The following is a 19,028-nucleotide window of genomic DNA, read 5'->3' on the forward strand; positions in this document are numbered from 1 at the left end:
CCTACCCTGCTTTCAGTAGGCGGCGCCGTTGCTCGCATTCGCGCGGTCGCTCAAGCCAAGCCCAATGGCTGATCCCGCTCCTCCGAACGCCTACGCGTCCACCAACCGCCTGCGCGACATGGCTGTGGGTGAGCGACCACAGGAGCGCCTCGAGAAATTCGGCGCGGCGGCGCTGAGCGATACCGAACTTCTCGCGCTGCTGTTGCGCAGCGGCACGCGCGGGCAGGACGTCCTGACGGTCGCCGGCCGGCTGATCGCCGAGACGGGGTCACTCGCCGGGCTCGTCGGCTGGCGCGACGACGATTTCATGCGTTTCAAAGGCGTCGGCCACGTCAAGGCCCTGCAACTCGTCGCCGCCATGGAAATCGCCCGGCGCGTGGTCGGCCAGCAGGCCGGCGAGGAACCGCTCCTCAATCGCGCGTCGCTCGTGGCGACCTATCTGCAGCCCCTCGCAGCGGGACTCGAGGTGGAGAAATTCTGGGTGCTTTGCCTGAACCGGAAGAGCCGGCTGCTCAAACGCGTCGAAGTCACTTCGGGCACGGCGACCGCGGCCCTCGCCCACCCGCGCGAGGTGTTTCGCGCCGCCGTCCGGGAATCTGCCGCCAGCATCGTGTGCGCCCACAATCACCCGAGTGGCGATCCGGCACCCAGTGCACCCGATATCCAGGTCACCCGGTTGCTGCGCGAAGCAGCCCGGGCCGTCGACATCGAGTTGCTGGACCACGTGGTTATCGGTCGGGCGGGCGCAGACCCCACGGGCCGCGGTTATTTCAGCTTTCGGGAAGCCGGCATGCTCTGACCTTCACGGCCGGATGGCGCGTCTGTTAAACGTGTGCGAACCGGGCGAAAATGGCCGGATTTTACACTTGAAGCAGGCGTGAGACTTTGCGTTTTAGCCTGTCCTCTTGGTGGAGTTGAGCAGTGGTCGCTCCGGAGACTGTAAATCTCCCGTCTTACGACACCGTTGGTTCGAATCCAACCTCCACCACCATTTTCCAGCGGCACGGTTTTCCCGGAGGCGTGCCACTACGGACGCCCGGCTTCACCCGCCACCGCTCGCACTCGACACGGACGCGTCCGTGGCGCAATTCTTCGGCGACGGATTCGCCCCACTCCCGGGATGCTGCATCGAAACCCACTGCACCAACGCGCCGAAAATGGAAACCACCCCTGCCAGTCGTAAGCTGCAAAACTCCCCCGCAACCCTATCCCGCGCGCGGTCAAACGAGCTCCAAAACGCTACTCTGCAGATGCGCCGGGCCTGCGCTTGGAGCGGTGCCGCGCTCTTGACGCTGCTGGCGTCATCACCGCTCGCGCGAGCCGACTGGTCTGACTTTCGTGGCCCACGAGGCGACGGACACGTCAACGCCCCCGGCAGTACCAAGCCCCTCGGCCTCCCGGCCACGTGGAGCGAGACCACGAACATCAAGTGGAAGACCGAAATCCCGCATCGCGGCTGGTCCACGCCCGTGGTGCAGGGCAATCGGCTGTGGCTGACCACGGCGACGGAAGACGGCCGCGACAGCTTCGCCATCGGTTTGGACAAGGAGAGCGGAAAAATCCTTTTCAAGGAATTGCTCTTCCACACCGACACGCCCGAGCCGCTCGGCAACGGCGCGTCGATGAACTGTTACGCGACGCCTTCGCCGGTGGGCGAGCCGGGCCGCGTCTATGTCCACTTCGGCAGCGCCGGTACCGCCTGCCTGGATACGAACACGGGCAAGGTCCTGTGGAAACGAAACGACCTGCCGTGCCGCCACTATCGCGGCCCCTCGTCGTCGCCCGTGCTGTTCGAGAATCTGTTGATTCTGACGTTCGACGGCGCCGACCTCCAATATCTCGCCGCCCTCGACAAACAGACGGGCAAGACCGTCTGGAAAACCAACCGCTCCGTCGCTTGGAATGATGAAAACTCCACCAGCAAATTCGCCAAGGACGGCGATCTCCGGAAAGCTCACGGCACTCCCCTCATCGCCACCGTCGCGGGCAAGCCGCAGCTGATCAGCGTCGGCGCGAAAGCCTCCTACGGCTACGAACCGCGCACCGGGAAGGAAATCTGGCGCGTCGAGTACAACGATTTCTCGAGCGCACCCCGCCCGCTGTTCAGCGACGGCAAGGCGTACATCGTCACCGGCCTGACGAAGAAGGAACTCTGGGCCGTGAAGGCCGACGGCCAGGGCAACGTCACTGACACCCACGTCGCCTGGAAACTCACGACGCGCGTCGGCAAATACGCGTCGCCGCTGCTGGTGGACGGCCTGATCTACACCGCGTCCGACGAGAGTTTCATCTCCTGCGTCGACGCCGCGACGGGTCAGGTGGTCTGGGCCGAGCGCGTGGGTGGCAAGTACGCCGCCTCGCCCATCTACGCCGACGGCCACTTGTATTTCTTCAGCCAGGACGGCGCGACGACCGTGATCAAACCGGGCCGCACGCTGCAGGTGATCGGCACGAACACCCTCGACGGCGGTTTCATGGCGTCACCGGCCGCGGACGGCAAAGCCCTCTACCTGCGGACGAAAACCCACCTCTACCGGGTCGAGTCCTGACCAACCATCGGAGCGCATACTCGTTCGCCGTCCGCGACAACGACGCTCCTCCTCTCCGAAAACGCCGAAGGGCGCTGATCACTCAGCGCCCTTCGGTTTTTTTGTGGACTGCAGAAACGGCTCAGAAGTTGCCGCGGACACCGAGCGACCAGCTCACGCCGAAGTTGCCGTAGCGATACAGCGCCGCGGGGATGCCGCGCGTCGGATCGCCTTCATAGAGCAGCGTCGGGTCGTTCAGGATATTGCGACCCTGGAAAAACATGCTGACACGGCTCGTGACCTTCACGCCACCGCTGAGGTCGAGCTTGATGTTGTGACGCTGATAACGGCCGAAGACGGTGGTGAACGGCGTATCATCCTGCCACACGCCACCGACGCGCAGGCTCAGGCGCTTGTAGCTCCAACCGAGGCTGGCCGTACCTTTGTGCGGGGAGACGCCGGGAAAGTACTGGTTCGCGTAGTTGCGGGTGTAGCTGAGGTTGAGATTGGTGTTGCGCAGCACGCCCGGGAGGAACGTGAGCTGCCGGCTGTAGCCGAGCTCCGCGCTGCGATAGCGGTAGAGCGTGCTGTTGTTCAGCTGCGTCTCGAATTCGTAATCCGCATATTCGGGATCGTCGCCGTAACCGAACTGCTCCGCCGTGGCCCGCCGTGTGATCCGCTGGTCGGAGATTTCGATCTGCTGCACGAGAAACGTGAAGCTGCCGACCGGCTCGAAATAGTACGCCAGGCGGGCGACGTAGTTGTCGGACACCTCAGGCTTCAAGTTGGCGTTGGGTGCCGTGATGATTTTCGCGATGTCGTTGATCGACCAAACGCCACCGAGTGCGTCGATCGGCGGACGCGCGATGGCGTGGCTGTATCCAGCCTGGACCTGCAGACTCGGCGTGAACGAATACTTCGCGGAGACACTCGGGAAGAAGTTGTCGTATTCGCCCTTCCGCGTGACGCGCGGCTGGGAGAAATACTGGTACTGCAGGCCCGGAATCGTCGTCGCGCGCCGCGTCGTCGCCGACACGGGGAAACCTGCCGCCTGCACCTGTGCGGCGGTGAGCGGATCGAACTCCTTCGCCATCGTCTCGGTGCGTTCCCAGCGGAGGCCGCCCTGAATCTGAACCCGCCCGATGCGGGTGTTCGCCATGCCGTAGCTCGCGGTCACCTTCTGCCCAAAATCACGACGGTTGGCGATGTAGCCGCTGTAGTAGTTCTCCGGCGTGGCCGTGTTGACGAAATACTCCGGGTGCTCGCGGTACAGCTGCGAGAGATCGCTGCGATTGGCGAGCGTCGGCAGATTGGAGATCGTCAGCGCGCGGATGCGGCCCATGTCGGTGTTGAACGCGCGGGGCGACGGAAAGGCGGCGAAGCTGCCGGCGGCGGTCACCGTGCCATTCGGATTGAGGATGTTGCCGCCGGGACCAACGTAGCTGTAGAGCAGATACGGCGTCGTGTTGTCGGTCTCGCGGTTCTCCTCGGCCCACTTGCCGCCGAACTTGAAGAACGTCGGCAACCGCCACGGCGTGACGTAGCGGGCGTTGATTTCGCCGCTCAGGATTTCCGTGTACGCGAAGCGTCCTTCCTCGGTGATCCGAGGATTCGTGAAGTTCGCGAGGTTCGACCAGTCGGCGCCGCCGGTCTGCACGATCGTCCACTCCGCCGACTGGGCACTGGAGCGCGTGGCCACGAAATCCACCGGGATGGTGTTGAGTGTCTCGGCGCGGATCGTTCCGCGGCTCGAGGTCTCGTAGTCGTTCTTCGAGCGGGAGAAATTGCCGGTGCCGTCGACGGTGAGCGCGCCGGCTTTGTATTCAAACTTCGGCGTCAGCACCACGGAGTTGGTCAGCTTGATTGCGCTGCCGCCGCCGTGCGCAAAGGTGCGCGAGGTGTTGGCCGCGAGGCCGTTCGTGCGGATCTCGGTGAGGCCGTCTCCCAGCACGTTCTGGCGGCCGGTGGCCGCGGCGACGCCGTTGGCCGCGGCATTGAAGGTAAGGCTCTTGGTGTGCGCGTTGTTTTCAAACGCGTTGAACATGGCCGTCAGCGACAGCACGAGCCGGGAAGAGGCCTTGAAGTCGATGGTGCCGGTGGCATTGGCGCGACTTGAGAGGCGCGGGCCGTCCGTGAAAACGACTGACGTCAGCACCATGGGGCGCAGGTCGGGCGCGGCCCCCGTCGTGACCTGCGTCTTGTTGTAGTTGTTCGTCACATACTGCTGTTCCGAACGGATGCTGCTGCTGCTCAGGCTGAGCCGCACGCCGAGCCGCTGATTGAGAAACACGTCGGAGTAATCGAGCTGGTAGTTGGGCCGCCACTGGCGGCGGAGATTGTCGTCCCAGCCGCGCACGCGCTCGAACTTGGCGGCATCGGGCGTGTTGAAACCCACGCTGAACTGCCAGTCGACGCGGCGGCCCTTGCGGTCAAACGCCCGCCGGCTCTTCATATTGATCGAACCTGCGGGCGAGTTTGCGTCCATGTCGGCGCTGAGCGTGCGGCTGATCTCGATCGATTCGACCGCGGTGATCGACATCTGCTCGAAGCCCACCGAGCGCGACTGGCTGCCGGCGGAGCCGTTGAGCGTGCTGCCGTATGAGGCGAACGCATCGGCGCTCGCGACACTGGCGCCGTCCATCGTGACGCCCACGTACTGCTGATCGAGGCCGCCGACGCGCGGACCGCGGCTGATGCCGTCGACGTACTCGACGTCGACGCCCGGCAGGAATTTCAGGAACTCACCGACGTTGCCCTCGGTGACATCGCCGAAGCTGTCGGCGGCGACCGAAGTCGAGATGTTCATGTTGCGGCGCTGCTCCATGATCGCCTTGGCATTGCCTTCGCGATCGGTGGAAACCACGAACGCCCCGAGCTTCAGCACCTCGTCGCCGCCGGCCCGACCGGGCGCGAGCGCACTGACGAGTTCGAAGTCGCGCGTGGCTGCGGCCCCGGGCGTCACCGCCACGGTGGCCGTGGCCGTCTGATAACCGGAAAACGTCACCTGCAGGGTCGCATTGCCGGCCGGCACGTTGTCGAGCTGGTAAACACCGCCCTCCTCGGAGTACGCTATGCGCTGCGTGCCCTGGAGACGGATCTCGGCGTTGCGCACATATTCACCCGTGGCGGGATTGAAGACGCGGCCCTGGACGACGCCGACGGCCGCCGGGGCAGTCTGCGCCACCAGCGGCGGCGTCGACAGGGACGCAAGCGAGCAGACGGTGACGGCGGTCAGGAGCCGGCAGGCCGCTGCGGTGAAGGGAAGCTTTTTTATCATGGTGCGGTAGGCCAGGGACGCGACCGGAAGGGCGCAAACCTGGGCAGTTCACCACCCAAAACGCCCGCCTTTCCAGCATGGGTCAAGTAACTTTCCGGTTACATGAAAGCCGCCCGCTCCGACCCAGCCGTCGCTGCCGCCGAGCCCACCTGTTTTGACAGGCCAGGCACAGGCTGGATCGGCGAATGCACCACCTTGCGGACGGCTTGATTCCCCGGACGAATCCGGGTTTAGGCTACGGAGCCCGACCCGGCACCTCTCAACCATGGAAGGTCTCACCCGCCAGCTCTTTCGCCGGATTCTTTTCCTCGCTATCATGCTGGGAACTTCACCGGCGATGCGCGCCGCGGAGCCACCGCCCCCGCCCGCGACGACCAGTGAGTCTTCACTCGCGGCGTCGCTGGGCGACTCGGCGCCGGTTGTGGTGTGGGGCCGGACGCTGGTGAGCTATCGGCTGGCCCTGGAGTTTCCTGACGTGACGGAGCGCGCGCGGGCGGCAGGCGAACGCATTTCGCAGGCGCTCGGCCGCATCGATGCGACCAAGCTCGCCGTGCAGAAAGTCCAGATTGGCGCGGCCCGCGGCTTCGTGGTGTCCGCCGGCCCGCTGTTTCTTCTCAGCGTGATGGAAGGCGATCTTGATCCGGCGGCCGGCGTCACGCCCGAGGTCGTCGCCAACGACGTCATGCGCAATCTCCGCGAACTCGTGCGCGACCACGCGGATCAGCACACGGTCGCGCTGGTCATCCGCTCGGTCGTGCAGGCCGCGATTGCCACGCTGTTGTTCGCGGGCTTCTGCACCGCGGCATTGTGGTTGCGATCGCGGCTCCTCGTCCGCGTGACCCGAACCACGCGGGAGGCCGGGCACGCGCTGCGAGTGTTTGGTTACGACTGGCGGCCGGTGCTCCTCGGCATCGTCACCACCCTGACCCGCCTGCTCATGCTCGCGGTGATTCTTTGCGGATCCTACCTCTGGGTGACCTACGTGCTGGGCCGGTTCCCTTATACTCAGCACTGGGCCGATCAGCTGGGCCAGTACCTGTTTGCCGCCGTGGGCACGCTCGCCAGCGGAGCAGTGCATCAGATTCCCAATCTGATCGCGCTGGTGGTGATCTATCTCGTGACGCGCGGGCTGATCCGCGCTCTGAACGGCTGGTTTTCCGCCATCGAGTCGGGCAACTACTTCACGAGCTGGCTCGATCCCGAGGCGGCGCGCGCCACGCGGCGATTGGCGGACATTGGCGTCTGGATCGTGGCGCTCATCATCGCGTTTCCCTACCTGCCTGGCTCGCACTCGGAAGCGTTCAAGGGTGTATCCGTTTTCCTGGGATTGATGCTCTCGCTCGGCGGCGCCGGATTTGTCGGTCAGATCATCGGAGGGCTCGCGGCCGTCTACTCCCGCGCGGTTCGCTCGGGCGACTACATCATTGTCGGTGAAACCCAGGGCGTCGTGAAGGAACTCGGCCTGCTGACCACCAAGGTCATCACCCGGACGCGCGAGGAGGTCACGATTCCCAATTCGATGCTGATCAGTTCGGCGATCCGGAACTTCTCGCGCGCGGAGGGCAACATGACCGTCGTCTCCACCGCGGTCACGATTGGTTACGACGCCCCGTGGCGTCAGGTCGAGGCGATGCTGCTGCGGGCCGCCGCGCTAACGGAAGGGTTGCTGAAGGATCCGCCGCCCCGCGTCCTGCAATCTGCGCTCGACGATTTCTACGTACGCTACGAGTTGACCGGTTGCGTTCCGTCGGCCGCGGTACGGGGCGAGGTGCTCGCGCGCTTGCATGGCCACATCCAGGACGTGTTCAACGAACATGGCGTCCAGATCATGTCGCCGCACTTTGAGAACCAACCCGCGGCCGCGGTGGTCGTGCCCAGGGATCGCTGGCACGTGAAACTCAACGACCCCGGCAAGCCCGGACCCACATGAACCGCGTCACGTTCAGTGCCGCCGCTCCGGAGAACGTGGTTTAGTCATGGCGACCGATTTGAAGCGGGGTGATGTTTTCCGACGGGCACGCGGTCACTGGCTGGCCAGGTTAGCGCTCGCGCTGACGCTGACCTGCGCCGACGCAGCGACCGCGGCCGAGTCGGCTTCAACTCCTGAGACGTCACGACGCCCTCGCATCGGGCTCGTGCTGGCGGGAGGCGGCGCCCGCGGCATCGGCCACGTCGGTGTCATCCGATTGCTCGAGGAATTGAACGTCCAGGTCGACTGCGTCGTGGGCACCAGCATGGGTTCGATCGTCGGCGGCCTTTATGCGGCGGGCTACACCTCCCGGGAGATGGAGGACTGGTTGAAACAGTGCGACTGGGACCAGCTCCTGAGCGATTCGCAGCCACGACAGCAGCGCGGCTTCCGCGCCAAGACCGAAGAAATGGACACGCCCCGCTGGTTCGAATTCGGGGTGGATGCCAGCGGTCTGAAACTGCCGAACGCTCTCGTCTCCGGCCAGAACCTGCTCGTCGCCCTGCGCGAGAAGACCGACTTCGTCGGCGCGCGCGCGAGCTTCGACGAACTGCCGGTGCCGTTTCGCGCCGTGGCCACCGACATCGAGACTGGCGCGATGGTGGTCCTCCACCGCGGCGCGCTGGCGGATGCAATGCGTGCCAGCATGGCGGTGCCCGGGGCGTTCGCGCCCTACCCGATCGACGGGCGCGTCCTGATCGACGGCTTCGCCTCGCGCAACCTTCCGGTCAGCGTGGTGCGCGACATGGGCGTCGATGTCATCATTGCCGTGGATGTTCGCGCCGAGCTACTGCCGGCAGACAAGTTGACCAATCCGGTAAGCATGGCGCAGCAGCTGGTGTCGATCCTCTCCCAACGCGACACGCTGGAGCAGATCGCGACGCTGGGACCACGCGACGTGCTCGTGCGGTTGAAGCTGCCAGGCTACGGCTCCTCGTCCTTCAAGGACTCGCTCAGTATCTCGCAACTTGGATACGAGGAGGCGCAGGACGCGCGCGCCGCGCTTGCGGCACTCGCGCTGCCGCCGGAAATCTACGCCGCCCGCGAACAGTCCCGGCGGCGGTTGCAGCGCGACCTGCCGATCATCGCGGCCATCACCGTGGACGGAGCCAGTCACGCCGCGGCGCAGGACGTCATCAAGCGCCTCGGGCTCAAGCCCGGCGACCGCCTGCAGCCGGCCCGCCTGCAAGAGGGACTCGGGCGGGTGCACGACCTCGGCTATTTCCAGAGCGTCGACTATCGCCTCGATGACGGACCTGAGGGCCGCGTGCTCGTCATCACCACCAAGGCCAAACCCTGGGGGCCGAATTTCACGATCTTCGGCATCGGGCTGGGCAGCAATCTCGACGGGTCCAGCGAGCTCAACGTGCGCGCTTCGCTGCGCTTCACCCAGCTCAACCGCTTCGGCGCGGAGCTCGCGTTCAAGACCTCGCTGGGAACCGTGGATCGCCTGGACGGTGAATTCTTCCAGCCGCTGGGTCGCGAAGGCGCGTTCTTTGTCGCACCGCACGCCGAGCTCCTGCGCACGCCCGAAGCCTATTCCTTTGCGCTGGGCCGAATCATCCCCGGGCTGCCGCCACTGCCCCTGACCTTCGAGCGGCAGACGGTGTTTGCCGGCGTCGGCGGTGGCATCCGCCTCGGTTCGCACGGTGAGTTGCGCATCGGGGCCGAACGCGGCGCCGTCAGCTACTCGAACGTCAAATCGGCCGCCATTGTCGTGGTCGGTCCGCAGGGAGAGCTGCAGGTGATCAACCCGGCGTCAGGCCTGACTGAATACACAACCAACCGGCTCGTGGGCGCTATCACCCTGGATCGGCTCGACGATCCGTTCTTCCCCCGACGCGGCTACTATCTGCAGGGAAGCATCGACCGTGAGCTGGGCCGGTACGCAACCACGACGGCCGGTTTGCTCGCCACCGCGCCGCTGGCCTGGGGCGGCGTGATCATCCAGCCGCGGCTCGCACTGGACTACACGCTGGAAGTCGAAAGTTCGAACGAGCGACTCCCGTTTCATGTCGGCGGCCTCTTCAATCTTTCGGGTCTGCCAACCGACGAGAATTTCGGTTCCAACGCTTTCGTCGGGGCATTGATCATCCGCAAGCGGATCGGCGATGCCCGCGGCACCTCGGGCCTGCACTTCGGCGGTTCGATTGAGGCCGGCAACACGTGGAACGAGATGAACCGCCTTGCGCCCGAACGCTTCATCCTCGCCGGGAGCGCCTTCGTCGCGAAAAGCACGCCCTTCGGTCCGATGCATCTGGCCCTCGGCCTAGCCAAGGGCGGCTCTCCGACCGTGTATTTTTATCTCGGCCGCGTCCTGCCCTGAGGCGACGGAAGCGGCGTGACAGTTTGACCTGGCAAGGCCGGCGCGCCAACCTCCGGCCAGCACCGCACCCCCGGCGCATCGCCAGCAGACCGATCCCCCACGTCCGCCAGCCCCGTTCAGTCCCCCCCCCACTCCCATGGCCAAGGACCCCTCGTCAGAGAAATCACCGTGGTGGCGTTCCGGCGTCACCGTCGCGCTGCTCGGCAGCGCCATACCTGTCGCCTCGTTCATCCAAGGCTGGTGGCAGAAGGAAAAGGAACTCGAGCTCCAGCGGCAGCGACAGTTCGCCGACCTGCGCGTGTCGTACGCCAACCTCATGCTCGAGGGCGGCGTGGAACGCGTCGGCTTGCTCGCGGACTTCATCGCGCAGACCGAAAGCGACAAGGAGATCAAGGCGTGGGCGGCAAATCAAAGCCGAGTCTTGAAGGCGCAGAGCGCCGAACTTCAAAAGGAGCTCGTGCTTCAGCAGCAGAAAGTCGTCGAAACGGAACAGCGCCTCGACGCCGCGCTGGCCAAGATGGCGGAAATCAAAAAGCAGGCTGAGGCCGCCAAGGGCGACCCACGGGCTGACGTCATCGCCAAAGAGGCGGCCGTCAGACAGGCGTTGATCCAAGCGGAAACCAGCGCGGCCGTGGCGCAGAACAATCTCGCCGGTTCATACGAAACGTTGAAAGGCCGGCAGGTGCAGCAGGTCGCGCCTCCCGTGCAGCAGGTGATCAAGAACCCCGCGGTTCAACGCCGGCTCGACGTGTTCGATGCGAAGCGGTGAACCGCGGCCGCCACTGCCCGCCGGACCAAACCGTCAGCGCGGCGCCAGCCGGACCTTCAGCACGTCGTAGCTGACGAAGCGCTGATAAGTCACCTCGTGCTCGATCCGCTCCGTCGCCTCCAGCACGGTGACGCCGGAAATCCGTTCGACGCATTTTTGCAGCAGTGTCCGGACAATGAGTCGCGCATGCATCGCGCCGATGCAGAGGTGCGCGCCGAAGCCAAACGCGAGATGCGGGTTCGGTTTGCGATCGAGCCGCACTTCGTCCGGCGCCTCGAACACCGTCTCGTCCCGATTCGCCGAGGCCCAGCACAGCGACACGCGGCCGCCGGCTTTCACTGCGACGCCCTGGACGTCCGTATCCACCGGACACACCCGCCCGATGTGCGTGAGCGGTGTCACCATGCGGAAAAACTCCTCTGAGGCGTGGACGATGCGGGCCGGATCCTGCCGCAGGTACTCCAGCGCCTCCGGCCTCCGGCCGAGGTAAGCCAGGACATAGGCGACGGTGTAGATGATCGTGTCGCGCCCGCCGGCAAACGTCAGGTTGCCGAACCCCATCATTTCCTCCCGTGTGAGCGGCCGGCCGTGAAACGTGGCCCGCGCCAGCACGCTGAAGAAATCCTCGCCCGGCTGCGCGACCGCGCGATCGAACTGGCGGCACAAATACGCCTCCAGCTCCGCACCCTTGGGCTTGCCGTCACCGCCATCGCGAAAGACATGGACGCCCCAGCGAATCCACTCGTCGGCCTCGGTGTCGGGCACGTTCAGCAGGTAACCGAGCGCGCGCGACTGCAGCGGCAGCGCAAACTCGCGCACGATCTCGATCGAGTCGCGGCTCAGACCTTCCGTGAGCAATTCGTCGATCAGCGTCTCCACCCGCGTCACCACGGCGGGATCCTTCGCCCGGCGAAAAACCGGCTCAATGATCTCGCGAAAGTCCGTGTGATCCGGCGGGTCGGTCTCGACCGGCAGCTGCCGCATGCTGCGGGCGTCCTCCTCGGATGGAATCGGCACCCGGAAAGGCGCGTCCGAGCTGTATGTCTTCCAATCCTTCGCGGCGCGACGCACGTCCTCATGCCGGAGAATCATGGGGAGCGTCTCGCCCTGAAATTCCGCCTTCAGGACGCCGTCGCTCGTTCGCGCGGCACGGAACGGATCGGAGGTGTTGCTCATGGGTGACCGTCTTCTGTCACAACGAAGGCGCGCGACCAATCGGAAATTTCGGACCCGTCGCGTTCTTGCGAGCTCGTGCCGGCAATGGAGATCAGGCCAGTTCCCAGCCCTTGCGATAGGACCGGCGGATGATCGCCGCGGCCTCCGGCGCGTTTTTCGCCGTGAGTGACTTCGCGTCCCATTGCACGCGTTTGCCGACCCGCAGCGCGAGATTGCCCAGCAGCACGGTTTCACTGAAGGGACCGGAGGCAGCGAAATTCGAAAGGGCCGGGACGCCGGACTTGATCGCATGGAGCCACTCGGCATACGGCCCGCCGCTGTCCTCGCCCGTGCCCTCTTCGGATCCGCCGAGCACCCGCGGCAACGTCTTGGGCGGCGCGGTGAAATCCGTGGTCAGCGTCTCCGGCTTGAACACCCAGTCCTGCCGCGTCCGGCCGAAGAACATCCGGCCCTTTTCGCCCACGAGCATGAGATCGAAGCGACGGAAAACATGATCGGCGGTCGGAAAATCCGACTTCCACAACTCCTCGGGCGGCGTGTGCTGGTAGGCGCCCTCCTTCGAGGTGACGCCGTCGTACCAGACGAACTTCACCGGCGAACCGAGCGTGCTTGTGGGAAACTGGTACGTCACCGTGGACCAGTTCGGCCCGGCGATGGCGGTGCCGCCCCCGTGTATTGCCTCCACGGATGCGGGCGCGGTGAGTCCCAGCGCCCAGTAAGGCATGTCCATGATGTGACAGCCCATGTCGCCGAGCGCGCCGGCGCCGAAATCCCAATAGCCGCGCCAATTGAACGGCGCGATCGTTGGACTGTAGTCACGAAACGGCGCCGGTCCGATCCAAAGATCCCAGTTGAGCCCCTTCGGCACCGGCTCGGCTTTCGGCCACGCGGTCATGCCCTGCGGCCAGATCGGGCGATTCGTCCACGCGTGCACTTCGGTCACGCGACCGAGCACGCCGGCGCGGATGAGTTCCACACTGCGCCGAATCGGTTCGCCGGCGTGGGCCTGGTTGCCCATCTGCGTCTGCACCTTGTATTGCGCGGCCGTCTCGGCCAGCCGGCGCGCCTCCCAGATCGAGTGGGAAATCGGCTTCTGACAATACACGTGCTTGCCCTTCCGCATCGCCAGCATCGACGCGTGGAAGTGATGATGATCCGGCGTCGAAACCGTCACCGCATCGATGCCCGGCATCGTGGCGATCATCTCCCGGTAGTCGGTAAAGAAACGCGCGTCCTTGAAGTGATCCGCTATCGTCTCGCCCGACTTGGCCTTCTTGCGGCGGCCCAGTTCCGGCCGGCGCGGATCGGCCACGTCACAGAGCGCGACAATGGCGGCCCCGGCCGCCGCCGTCGCCATCGTATCCGTGTGCCCCTTACCGCCGACCCCGATGCAGCCGACCTGGATGCGTTCGTTTGCGCCGCGGGCCGACGCCGGCATCAGATGAAAACCGAAGGTCGCGATCGCGGAGGCGCGGATAAAGTCACGGCGGTTCAAGGCGGGGGATTTCATGCGGGGTGCTCCGCCGATCTACGTGCGACGCGGCGTGGCGGAGTGAGCCTTTCCAGCGGAACCGCGGTCGGTCAATCCCGCGGTCGAGGTTTTTCACCCGACCCATCGCCCGGCCGGGGGGTTGCGGCCCCGGCTGCGACCTGTTGCAGTCCGGACCAGACTTCGTCCGCCATTCCGACCTTCGCCGCTCCCCACGCCATGACTTTCCTCCGCCACCATGTCCGCTGAAGTCGCTGCGACGAAGCCCGCCCGTAGCGCCTCCGCGGGCCTCGTCCTGAGGCTGAGCTACGATCGCTGCATCAGCTACGCCTTCCAGCAGAATGCGATTCCGGTGATCACGGAACTGGTGCTGCAGAACGACCCCACGCCGCGGTCCGATCTCGTGGTCCGCATCACCACCGAACCGGCGTTCGCCGCGCCCACCGAGTTGCGTCTCCAGACTTTGGAGGCAGGCGCCGAGTACCGGATCGCGCCGGTGGAATTGAAACTGTCCCACGATTTTCTCGCGGATCTCACCGAGAAGGTCGCCGGCTGGATCAAAGTCGAGGTCAGTGCCGGCGGCGGCGTCATCAGCACGTGCACCGAGCCCGTGACGCTTTTCACGCGCAACGAGTGGTGCGGATTGGTGACGCTGCCGGAGATTCTCGCCGCCTTCGTCCTGCCCAACGATCCGGCGATCATGATCATTCTCGGTCGGGCTGCGCAACTGCTCCAGCAGCACACGGGCCGCGCCGCACTCAACGGCTATCAGGACAAAAGTCGCAAACGCGCGTGGGAACAGCTGGCTGCCATTTACCGCGCGATTGTCGAACTCGGGCTCCGCTACATCACGCCTCCGGCCAGTTTCGAGAACAGCGGCCAGAAGGTGCGCTTTCCGACGGACATCATCGCTCGGCGTTTCGCGACCTGTCTCGACCTCTCGCTGCTCGTCGCCGCCTGTTGCGAGCAAGCCGGCCTGCATCCCCTGGTGTTGATGCATGAAGGTCACGCTTACGCCGGTTGCTGGCTGGAGGAGCGCACACAGCCGGACGCTTGCGACGACGATCTGCAGCAACTCCGCAAACTCGCGGCCGAGTCGCTCGTCACCGTTTTCGAATCCACATTGCTGGCGAGCGAGTCACCGGGCACCCTGCGCGACGCCGAGTTGCTCGCGGCCCCGCATCTCGAGACGTCGCTGCCGTATCGACTCACGCTCGACGTGCGTCGCGCCCGACTCGCCCATATCCATCCGCTGCCGATGTCCGGTGCAGCGCGGGCCATCGACGTGCCTGGCTCCAGTGCAAAATCCGCACCGGCCGGCGGCCTCGGCGACCGTGAGTTCGCGCCGTCGCTCCCCGACGCCGTCGCAGCTTCAACGCCGGCCACGCGCATCGATCATTGGAAGAGCCGGCTGCTCGATCTCAGTCTGCGCAACCGGCTGCTCAATTTCAAAGAAACGAAGTCCACGATTCGCATCCTCTCCGGCGCGCCGGAGCAGGTGGAGGACGAACTTGCCGCGGAACGCGAACTTTCGCTTCAGCCCAAACCGCGACTCATGGTCGCCGGGGATCCCCGCGATCCGGGCACGTACGCCCGACAGCAACACGTCGATGCGCTGGCGCAGCATCTGCGCGATGAACTCGCCCACGGCCGCCTGCACACCGGACTCGACGAAGTCGAGCACCCGCGGCGCCTGACGGAACTCTATCGTGCCGCCCGCACGGCCCTGGACGAAAACGGCACGAACACGCTGTTCGCCGCCGTGGGTTTTCTCGAATGGCGCGAGGCCGAGCACAGCGATCGCGTGCTGCGCGCCCCGCTGCTGCTGCTGCCCGTGGAACTGCGGCGCAAGTCGGTGCTCGAAGGCTTTTCGCTCCGGCGCATTGACGAGGAGACGCGCCTGAACGTGACGCTGATGGAAATGCTGCGGCAGCACTTCCAGAAGGAGATCCCTGGACTCGAACCGCTGCCCGAGGACGAGCGCGGGGTGAATGTCGGTCAGGTGTTGCAATTGTTTCGTGACGCCGTGCGCGACCTGCCCGGATGGGAGGTGAAAACCGACATCTGGCTCGGCCAATTCTCATTCACGAAATTTCTGCTGTGGAAGGACCTCGCGGATCGTCTCGGCGATCTCACGCGCAACCGCGTCGTGCATCACCTGGTCCACGACGCCGGCACCCCGTTTCCCAATCCACCCGACGACATCCGTCCGGCGCAGCTCGACGATCAGTTCCAGCCCCGCGACGTGTTGTGTCCGCGCAGCGCCGATTCGTCGCAGCTCGCCGCGGTGATGGCCGCGGCGGCCGGTCACGATTTCGTGCTCGAAGGTCCGCCCGGCACCGGCAAGTCCCAAACGATCACCAACATCATCGCGCACTGCCTCGCGCACGGAAAGCGCGTGCTCTTCGTCGCGGAGAAGCGCGCCGCTCTGGATGTCGTTCACCGCCGGCTGCGCGAGGAAGGCCTCGATCCGTTCTGCCTCGAACTGCATTCGAACAAGACCGGAAAAGCCGAAGTCCTCGCGCAGTTTGATCAGAGCCTGAAGTTTGCGACCGCAGCCACGCCCGCCGAATGGGAAAGTCGCGCGACGGAAATGGCCCGGCTGCGCACCGCGTTGAACGACTATGCACGCGCGCTGCATCGTTCCCTCCCCTGCGGCCTGAGCGCCCATCACTGCCTCGATTATCTGCTGCCCCGACAAACCCAGCCCACCGTCCGGCTGCCCGCGTGGACGACCATTCTGGATACGCCGGCGGCGACGCTCGAACGGGCTCGGTCGCTGGCGCGATTGCTGCACGATCGCTCGCGGCCGCTGCTGCCGCTGGCCGATCATCCGCTGGGCCTGCTGGCCCGCGAGGAATGGACGCCGGCCTGGGCCGAACGCACGCTGGATCGGCTGCAAGAGCTGAAGGCTGCGACGCCCGAAGCCGAAGCCGCAGACCGCGCCTGGCGCGAGTGGCTCCGCTGTCCACGCCCGACGGGCACGGGCATCGAGCACCCGCAGCTCGTCGCCCTCGCCGAGGGCCTCGCGCCGCCGGAATCGGTCGGCCCCGCGTTTGCCACCACGCCGTGGCCGACGTTGTCCTCTCAGCTGGATGCATGGACACGCCTGGCGCACGAACGCGCCGAACTGCGCGCCGCGCTCGCAGCCTACGACGAGCCCAGGCTCACTCAGCTTGATCTCAACGCCCTGTTCGCACGCTGGCAGCAGGCCCAAGGCTCGTGGTTTCCGATCAGGTGGTTTCAGCTGCGCAGTCTGCGCGCCAGCCTGCAGACGGCGCAGCACAACGCTTCCGTTCCCGCCACGTCCGCACCGGGCGAGGTCATTCCGCGCGGACTTCGCCTGCGCGCGATCAACGCCGCCTTCGCCTCGGGTGCGTCGGTCGGGGAGTCCTGCCTCGGACCATCGTGGGCCAACGGCGAGCCTTCGCCGGACGTGCTCACGCGACTGCAGACGTGGGGCACGACCCTGCACGCGCGCCTCGTCGCCTGCACGGGTGACGATCTCGCCTGGCTCGCCGAAGTGCGGGACCAGTTGGCGGCGCTGTTCGGCGCAGGACCGGGCTCGTTCGCCTCGGGAACGAACCTCGGTCGCCTTCTGATCCGCGTGCGGGAAACCCACATCCGTTTTCAGGCCGCGTGGGAGGCCTTCGCCACGGAGGGTCAGCTCCGCCGCGAGCCGATCGAACTGGCGGCCGATTTTTTTGCCGCCGTCCAGCGGCTCACGGACCGCCTGCCGCCGGCCTGGCCCAGGATTCGGGAATGGTGTTCCTGGCAAAAGGTGCGGCGCGAGGCGACCGGGCTGGGGCTGACGCCATTGATCGAACAGCTCGAGGCGGCCGATGCGCCGGCGACCGACACCGCCGATCGGTTCGAACACAGTTTCCGCCGGGCGTTGCTGCACGCGATCATGGAACGCGACGCACCGTTGCGGGAGTTTTTCGGCCGCGAACACGACGAGCGGATCGAACGCTTCCGGCAGCTCGACGATCAGCTCGCCGGACTGACGCGGGGCCTGATTCAGGCTCGGCTCGCCGCCGGCCTGCCCGGCGATCAGGTGCGCGATGATCTCCCGAAAGCGGAGATCGGGCTCCTCCGACGCGAGCTCGCCAAGAAGACACGTCACCTTCCCGTGCGCCGGCTGCTGGCCGGCCTGCCCCATCTCCTGCCGCGGCTGAAACCCTGCGTGCTCATGAGCCCGCTCTCGGTCGCGCAGTATTTGGAATCCAACCACGCTCCATTCGACGTGGTGATCTTCGACGAGGCCTCGCAGATTCCGGTCTGGGACGCGATCGGAGCGATTGCTCGCGGCCGGCAGCTCATCGTGGTCGGCGACCCGAAACAACTTCCGCCCACCAATTTCTTCAACAGCTCCGGCGACGACGAAGCCGAGGACACGCTCGAGGAACACAAGGACCTCGAGAGCATCCTCGACGAACTCCTGACCAACGGCCTCCGCCACAAACGCCTGCAATGGCATTACCGCAGCCGGCACGAAGGCCTCATCGCGTTCAGCAACCGCCAGTACTACGAGGACGACCTGCTGACGTTTCCGTCGCCCGAGACCGCGCTCGGCGGCGTCCGTTTCATGGCGCTGCCGGCGGCCCGCTATGACAAGGGAAAGTCCCGCACCAACCCAGGTGAAGCCGCGGCGCTCGTGGAGGAGTTGGTCCGACGCCTGCGGCAGAATTCCGGTCCGCGCCGGTCTTATGGTGTGGTCACGTTCAGCCAGGCCCAGCAGCAGCTGGTCGAGGATTTGCTCGATCAAAAGCGCCGCGAACACCCGGAAATCGAAGCGCACTTCGGTGATGAACCTCCGATCGAGGGCGAGCCGGTCATCGTCAAGAATCTGGAGAGCGTGCAGGGCGACGAACGCGATGTGATTCTGTTTTCGATCTGCTACGGCCCGGACGAGACCGGACGCGTCTCGATGAACTTCGGGCCGCTCAACCGAGAAGGCGGCGAACGGCGGCTGAACGTCGCCATCACACGCGCCAAACATGAGGTGCTCGTCTTCAGCGGACTGCGCAGCGAACAGATTGATCTGGCGCGCACGCGCGCCCGCGGCGTGCGCGATCTGAAGAGCTTCCTCGACTACGCCGAACGCGGCCCGACCGCGCTCGGTGCCGCGACCGCGACGAAGTCCGCCTCCGGCACCTCGGGGGAATTCCATCAGCTGGTGGGCGACCGGCTCCGCGCCCTCGGCTATGTGGTGCACGAGCGCGTGGGCTGCTCCGACTATCGAATCGATCTCGGTGTGCTCGATCCCGCGTCGCCCGGACGGTACCTGCTTGGCGTGGAGTGCGACGGCGTCAGCTATCAACAGGCAGCCACCGCGCGGGATCGCGACAAACTCCGGCAGGTCATCCTCGAGGGCCTCGGCTGGACGCTGCATCGCATCTGGTCGACCGACTGGTGGCACGATCCCGCAGCGGAAATGGCCCGGCTGCGCGCAGCGCTTGACGCCGCCGCAAGCGCCAAGCCGGCCTAATTC

Annotated in this window: 9 protein-coding genes and 1 tRNA gene; 7 read left to right on the plus strand and 3 right to left on the minus strand. The window is 65.7% G+C overall.

The features are described from left to right. The first annotated feature begins 64 nt into the window (after window positions 1-64). From radC to ACLJEU_RS20350, 3 genes are all read left to right on the plus strand, one after another. Entirely contained in the window at window positions 65-799 is a 735-nt protein-coding gene (gene radC, locus ACLJEU_RS20340) for a RadC family protein (RefSeq protein WP_414663192.1), read from the plus strand. Between the two features lie 108 nt (window positions 800-907). Then, window positions 908-991 (plus strand) — tRNA-Tyr (locus ACLJEU_RS20345). Window positions 992-1,250: 259 nt separating this feature from the next. After that, a complete protein-coding gene (locus ACLJEU_RS20350) occupies window positions 1,251-2,549 on the plus strand; it encodes an outer membrane protein assembly factor BamB family protein (RefSeq protein ID WP_414663193.1) in 1,299 nt (432 codons plus the stop codon). A gap of 121 nt (window positions 2,550-2,670) precedes the next feature. Here ACLJEU_RS20350 and ACLJEU_RS20355 read toward each other — a convergent pair whose 3' ends face one another. Further along, the gene (locus ACLJEU_RS20355) at window positions 2,671-5,805 is read right to left on the minus strand and encodes a TonB-dependent receptor domain-containing protein (protein ID WP_414663194.1); all 3,135 of its coding nucleotides are present in this window, start codon (window positions 5,803-5,805) and stop codon (window positions 2,671-2,673) included. 265 nt (window positions 5,806-6,070) lie between these two features. Here ACLJEU_RS20355 and ACLJEU_RS20360 point away from each other — a divergent pair, with 265 nt between their 5' ends. From ACLJEU_RS20360 to ACLJEU_RS20370, 3 genes are all read left to right on the plus strand, one after another. Next, window positions 6,071-7,735 carry a mechanosensitive ion channel family protein gene (locus tag ACLJEU_RS20360; RefSeq protein ID WP_414663195.1) on the plus strand — a complete coding sequence of 555 codons (1,665 nt, stop codon included), beginning with the start codon at window positions 6,071-6,073 and terminating at the stop codon, window positions 7,733-7,735. A 46-nt stretch (window positions 7,736-7,781) separates the two neighbouring features. Continuing rightward, on the plus strand, window positions 7,782-10,100 hold the full coding sequence (locus ACLJEU_RS20365; RefSeq protein ID WP_414663196.1) for a patatin-like phospholipase family protein: 2,319 nt from the start codon (window positions 7,782-7,784) through the stop codon (window positions 10,098-10,100). Window positions 10,101-10,236: 136 nt separating this feature from the next. Further along, window positions 10,237-10,869: a flotillin family protein gene (locus ACLJEU_RS20370; protein WP_414663197.1), complete on the plus strand. Its 633-nt coding sequence runs from the start codon at window positions 10,237-10,239 to the stop codon at window positions 10,867-10,869. 33 nt (window positions 10,870-10,902) lie between these two features. Here the strand turns inward: ACLJEU_RS20370 and ACLJEU_RS20375 are convergent, their stop codons facing one another. Both ACLJEU_RS20375 and ACLJEU_RS20380 read right to left on the minus strand, forming a co-directional pair. Beyond that, complete coding sequence (locus ACLJEU_RS20375; RefSeq protein ID WP_414663198.1) at window positions 10,903-12,045, minus strand: cytochrome P450; 1,143 nt, start codon at window positions 12,043-12,045, stop codon at window positions 10,903-10,905. 91 nt (window positions 12,046-12,136) lie between these two features. Then, entirely contained in the window at window positions 12,137-13,555 is a 1,419-nt protein-coding gene (locus tag ACLJEU_RS20380) for a Gfo/Idh/MocA family protein (protein WP_414663199.1), read from the minus strand. Between the two features lie 217 nt (window positions 13,556-13,772). Here ACLJEU_RS20380 and ACLJEU_RS20385 point away from each other — a divergent pair, with 217 nt between their 5' ends. Next, complete coding sequence (locus ACLJEU_RS20385) at window positions 13,773-19,025, plus strand: DUF4011 domain-containing protein (protein ID WP_414663200.1); 5,253 nt, start codon at window positions 13,773-13,775, stop codon at window positions 19,023-19,025. Window positions 19,026-19,028 lie beyond the last annotated feature (3 nt).

It is taken from the genome of Terrisphaera buseokensis (genome assembly GCF_047521145.2).
Taxonomy (GTDB): domain Bacteria; phylum Verrucomicrobiota; class Verrucomicrobiia; order Opitutales; family Opitutaceae; genus ER46.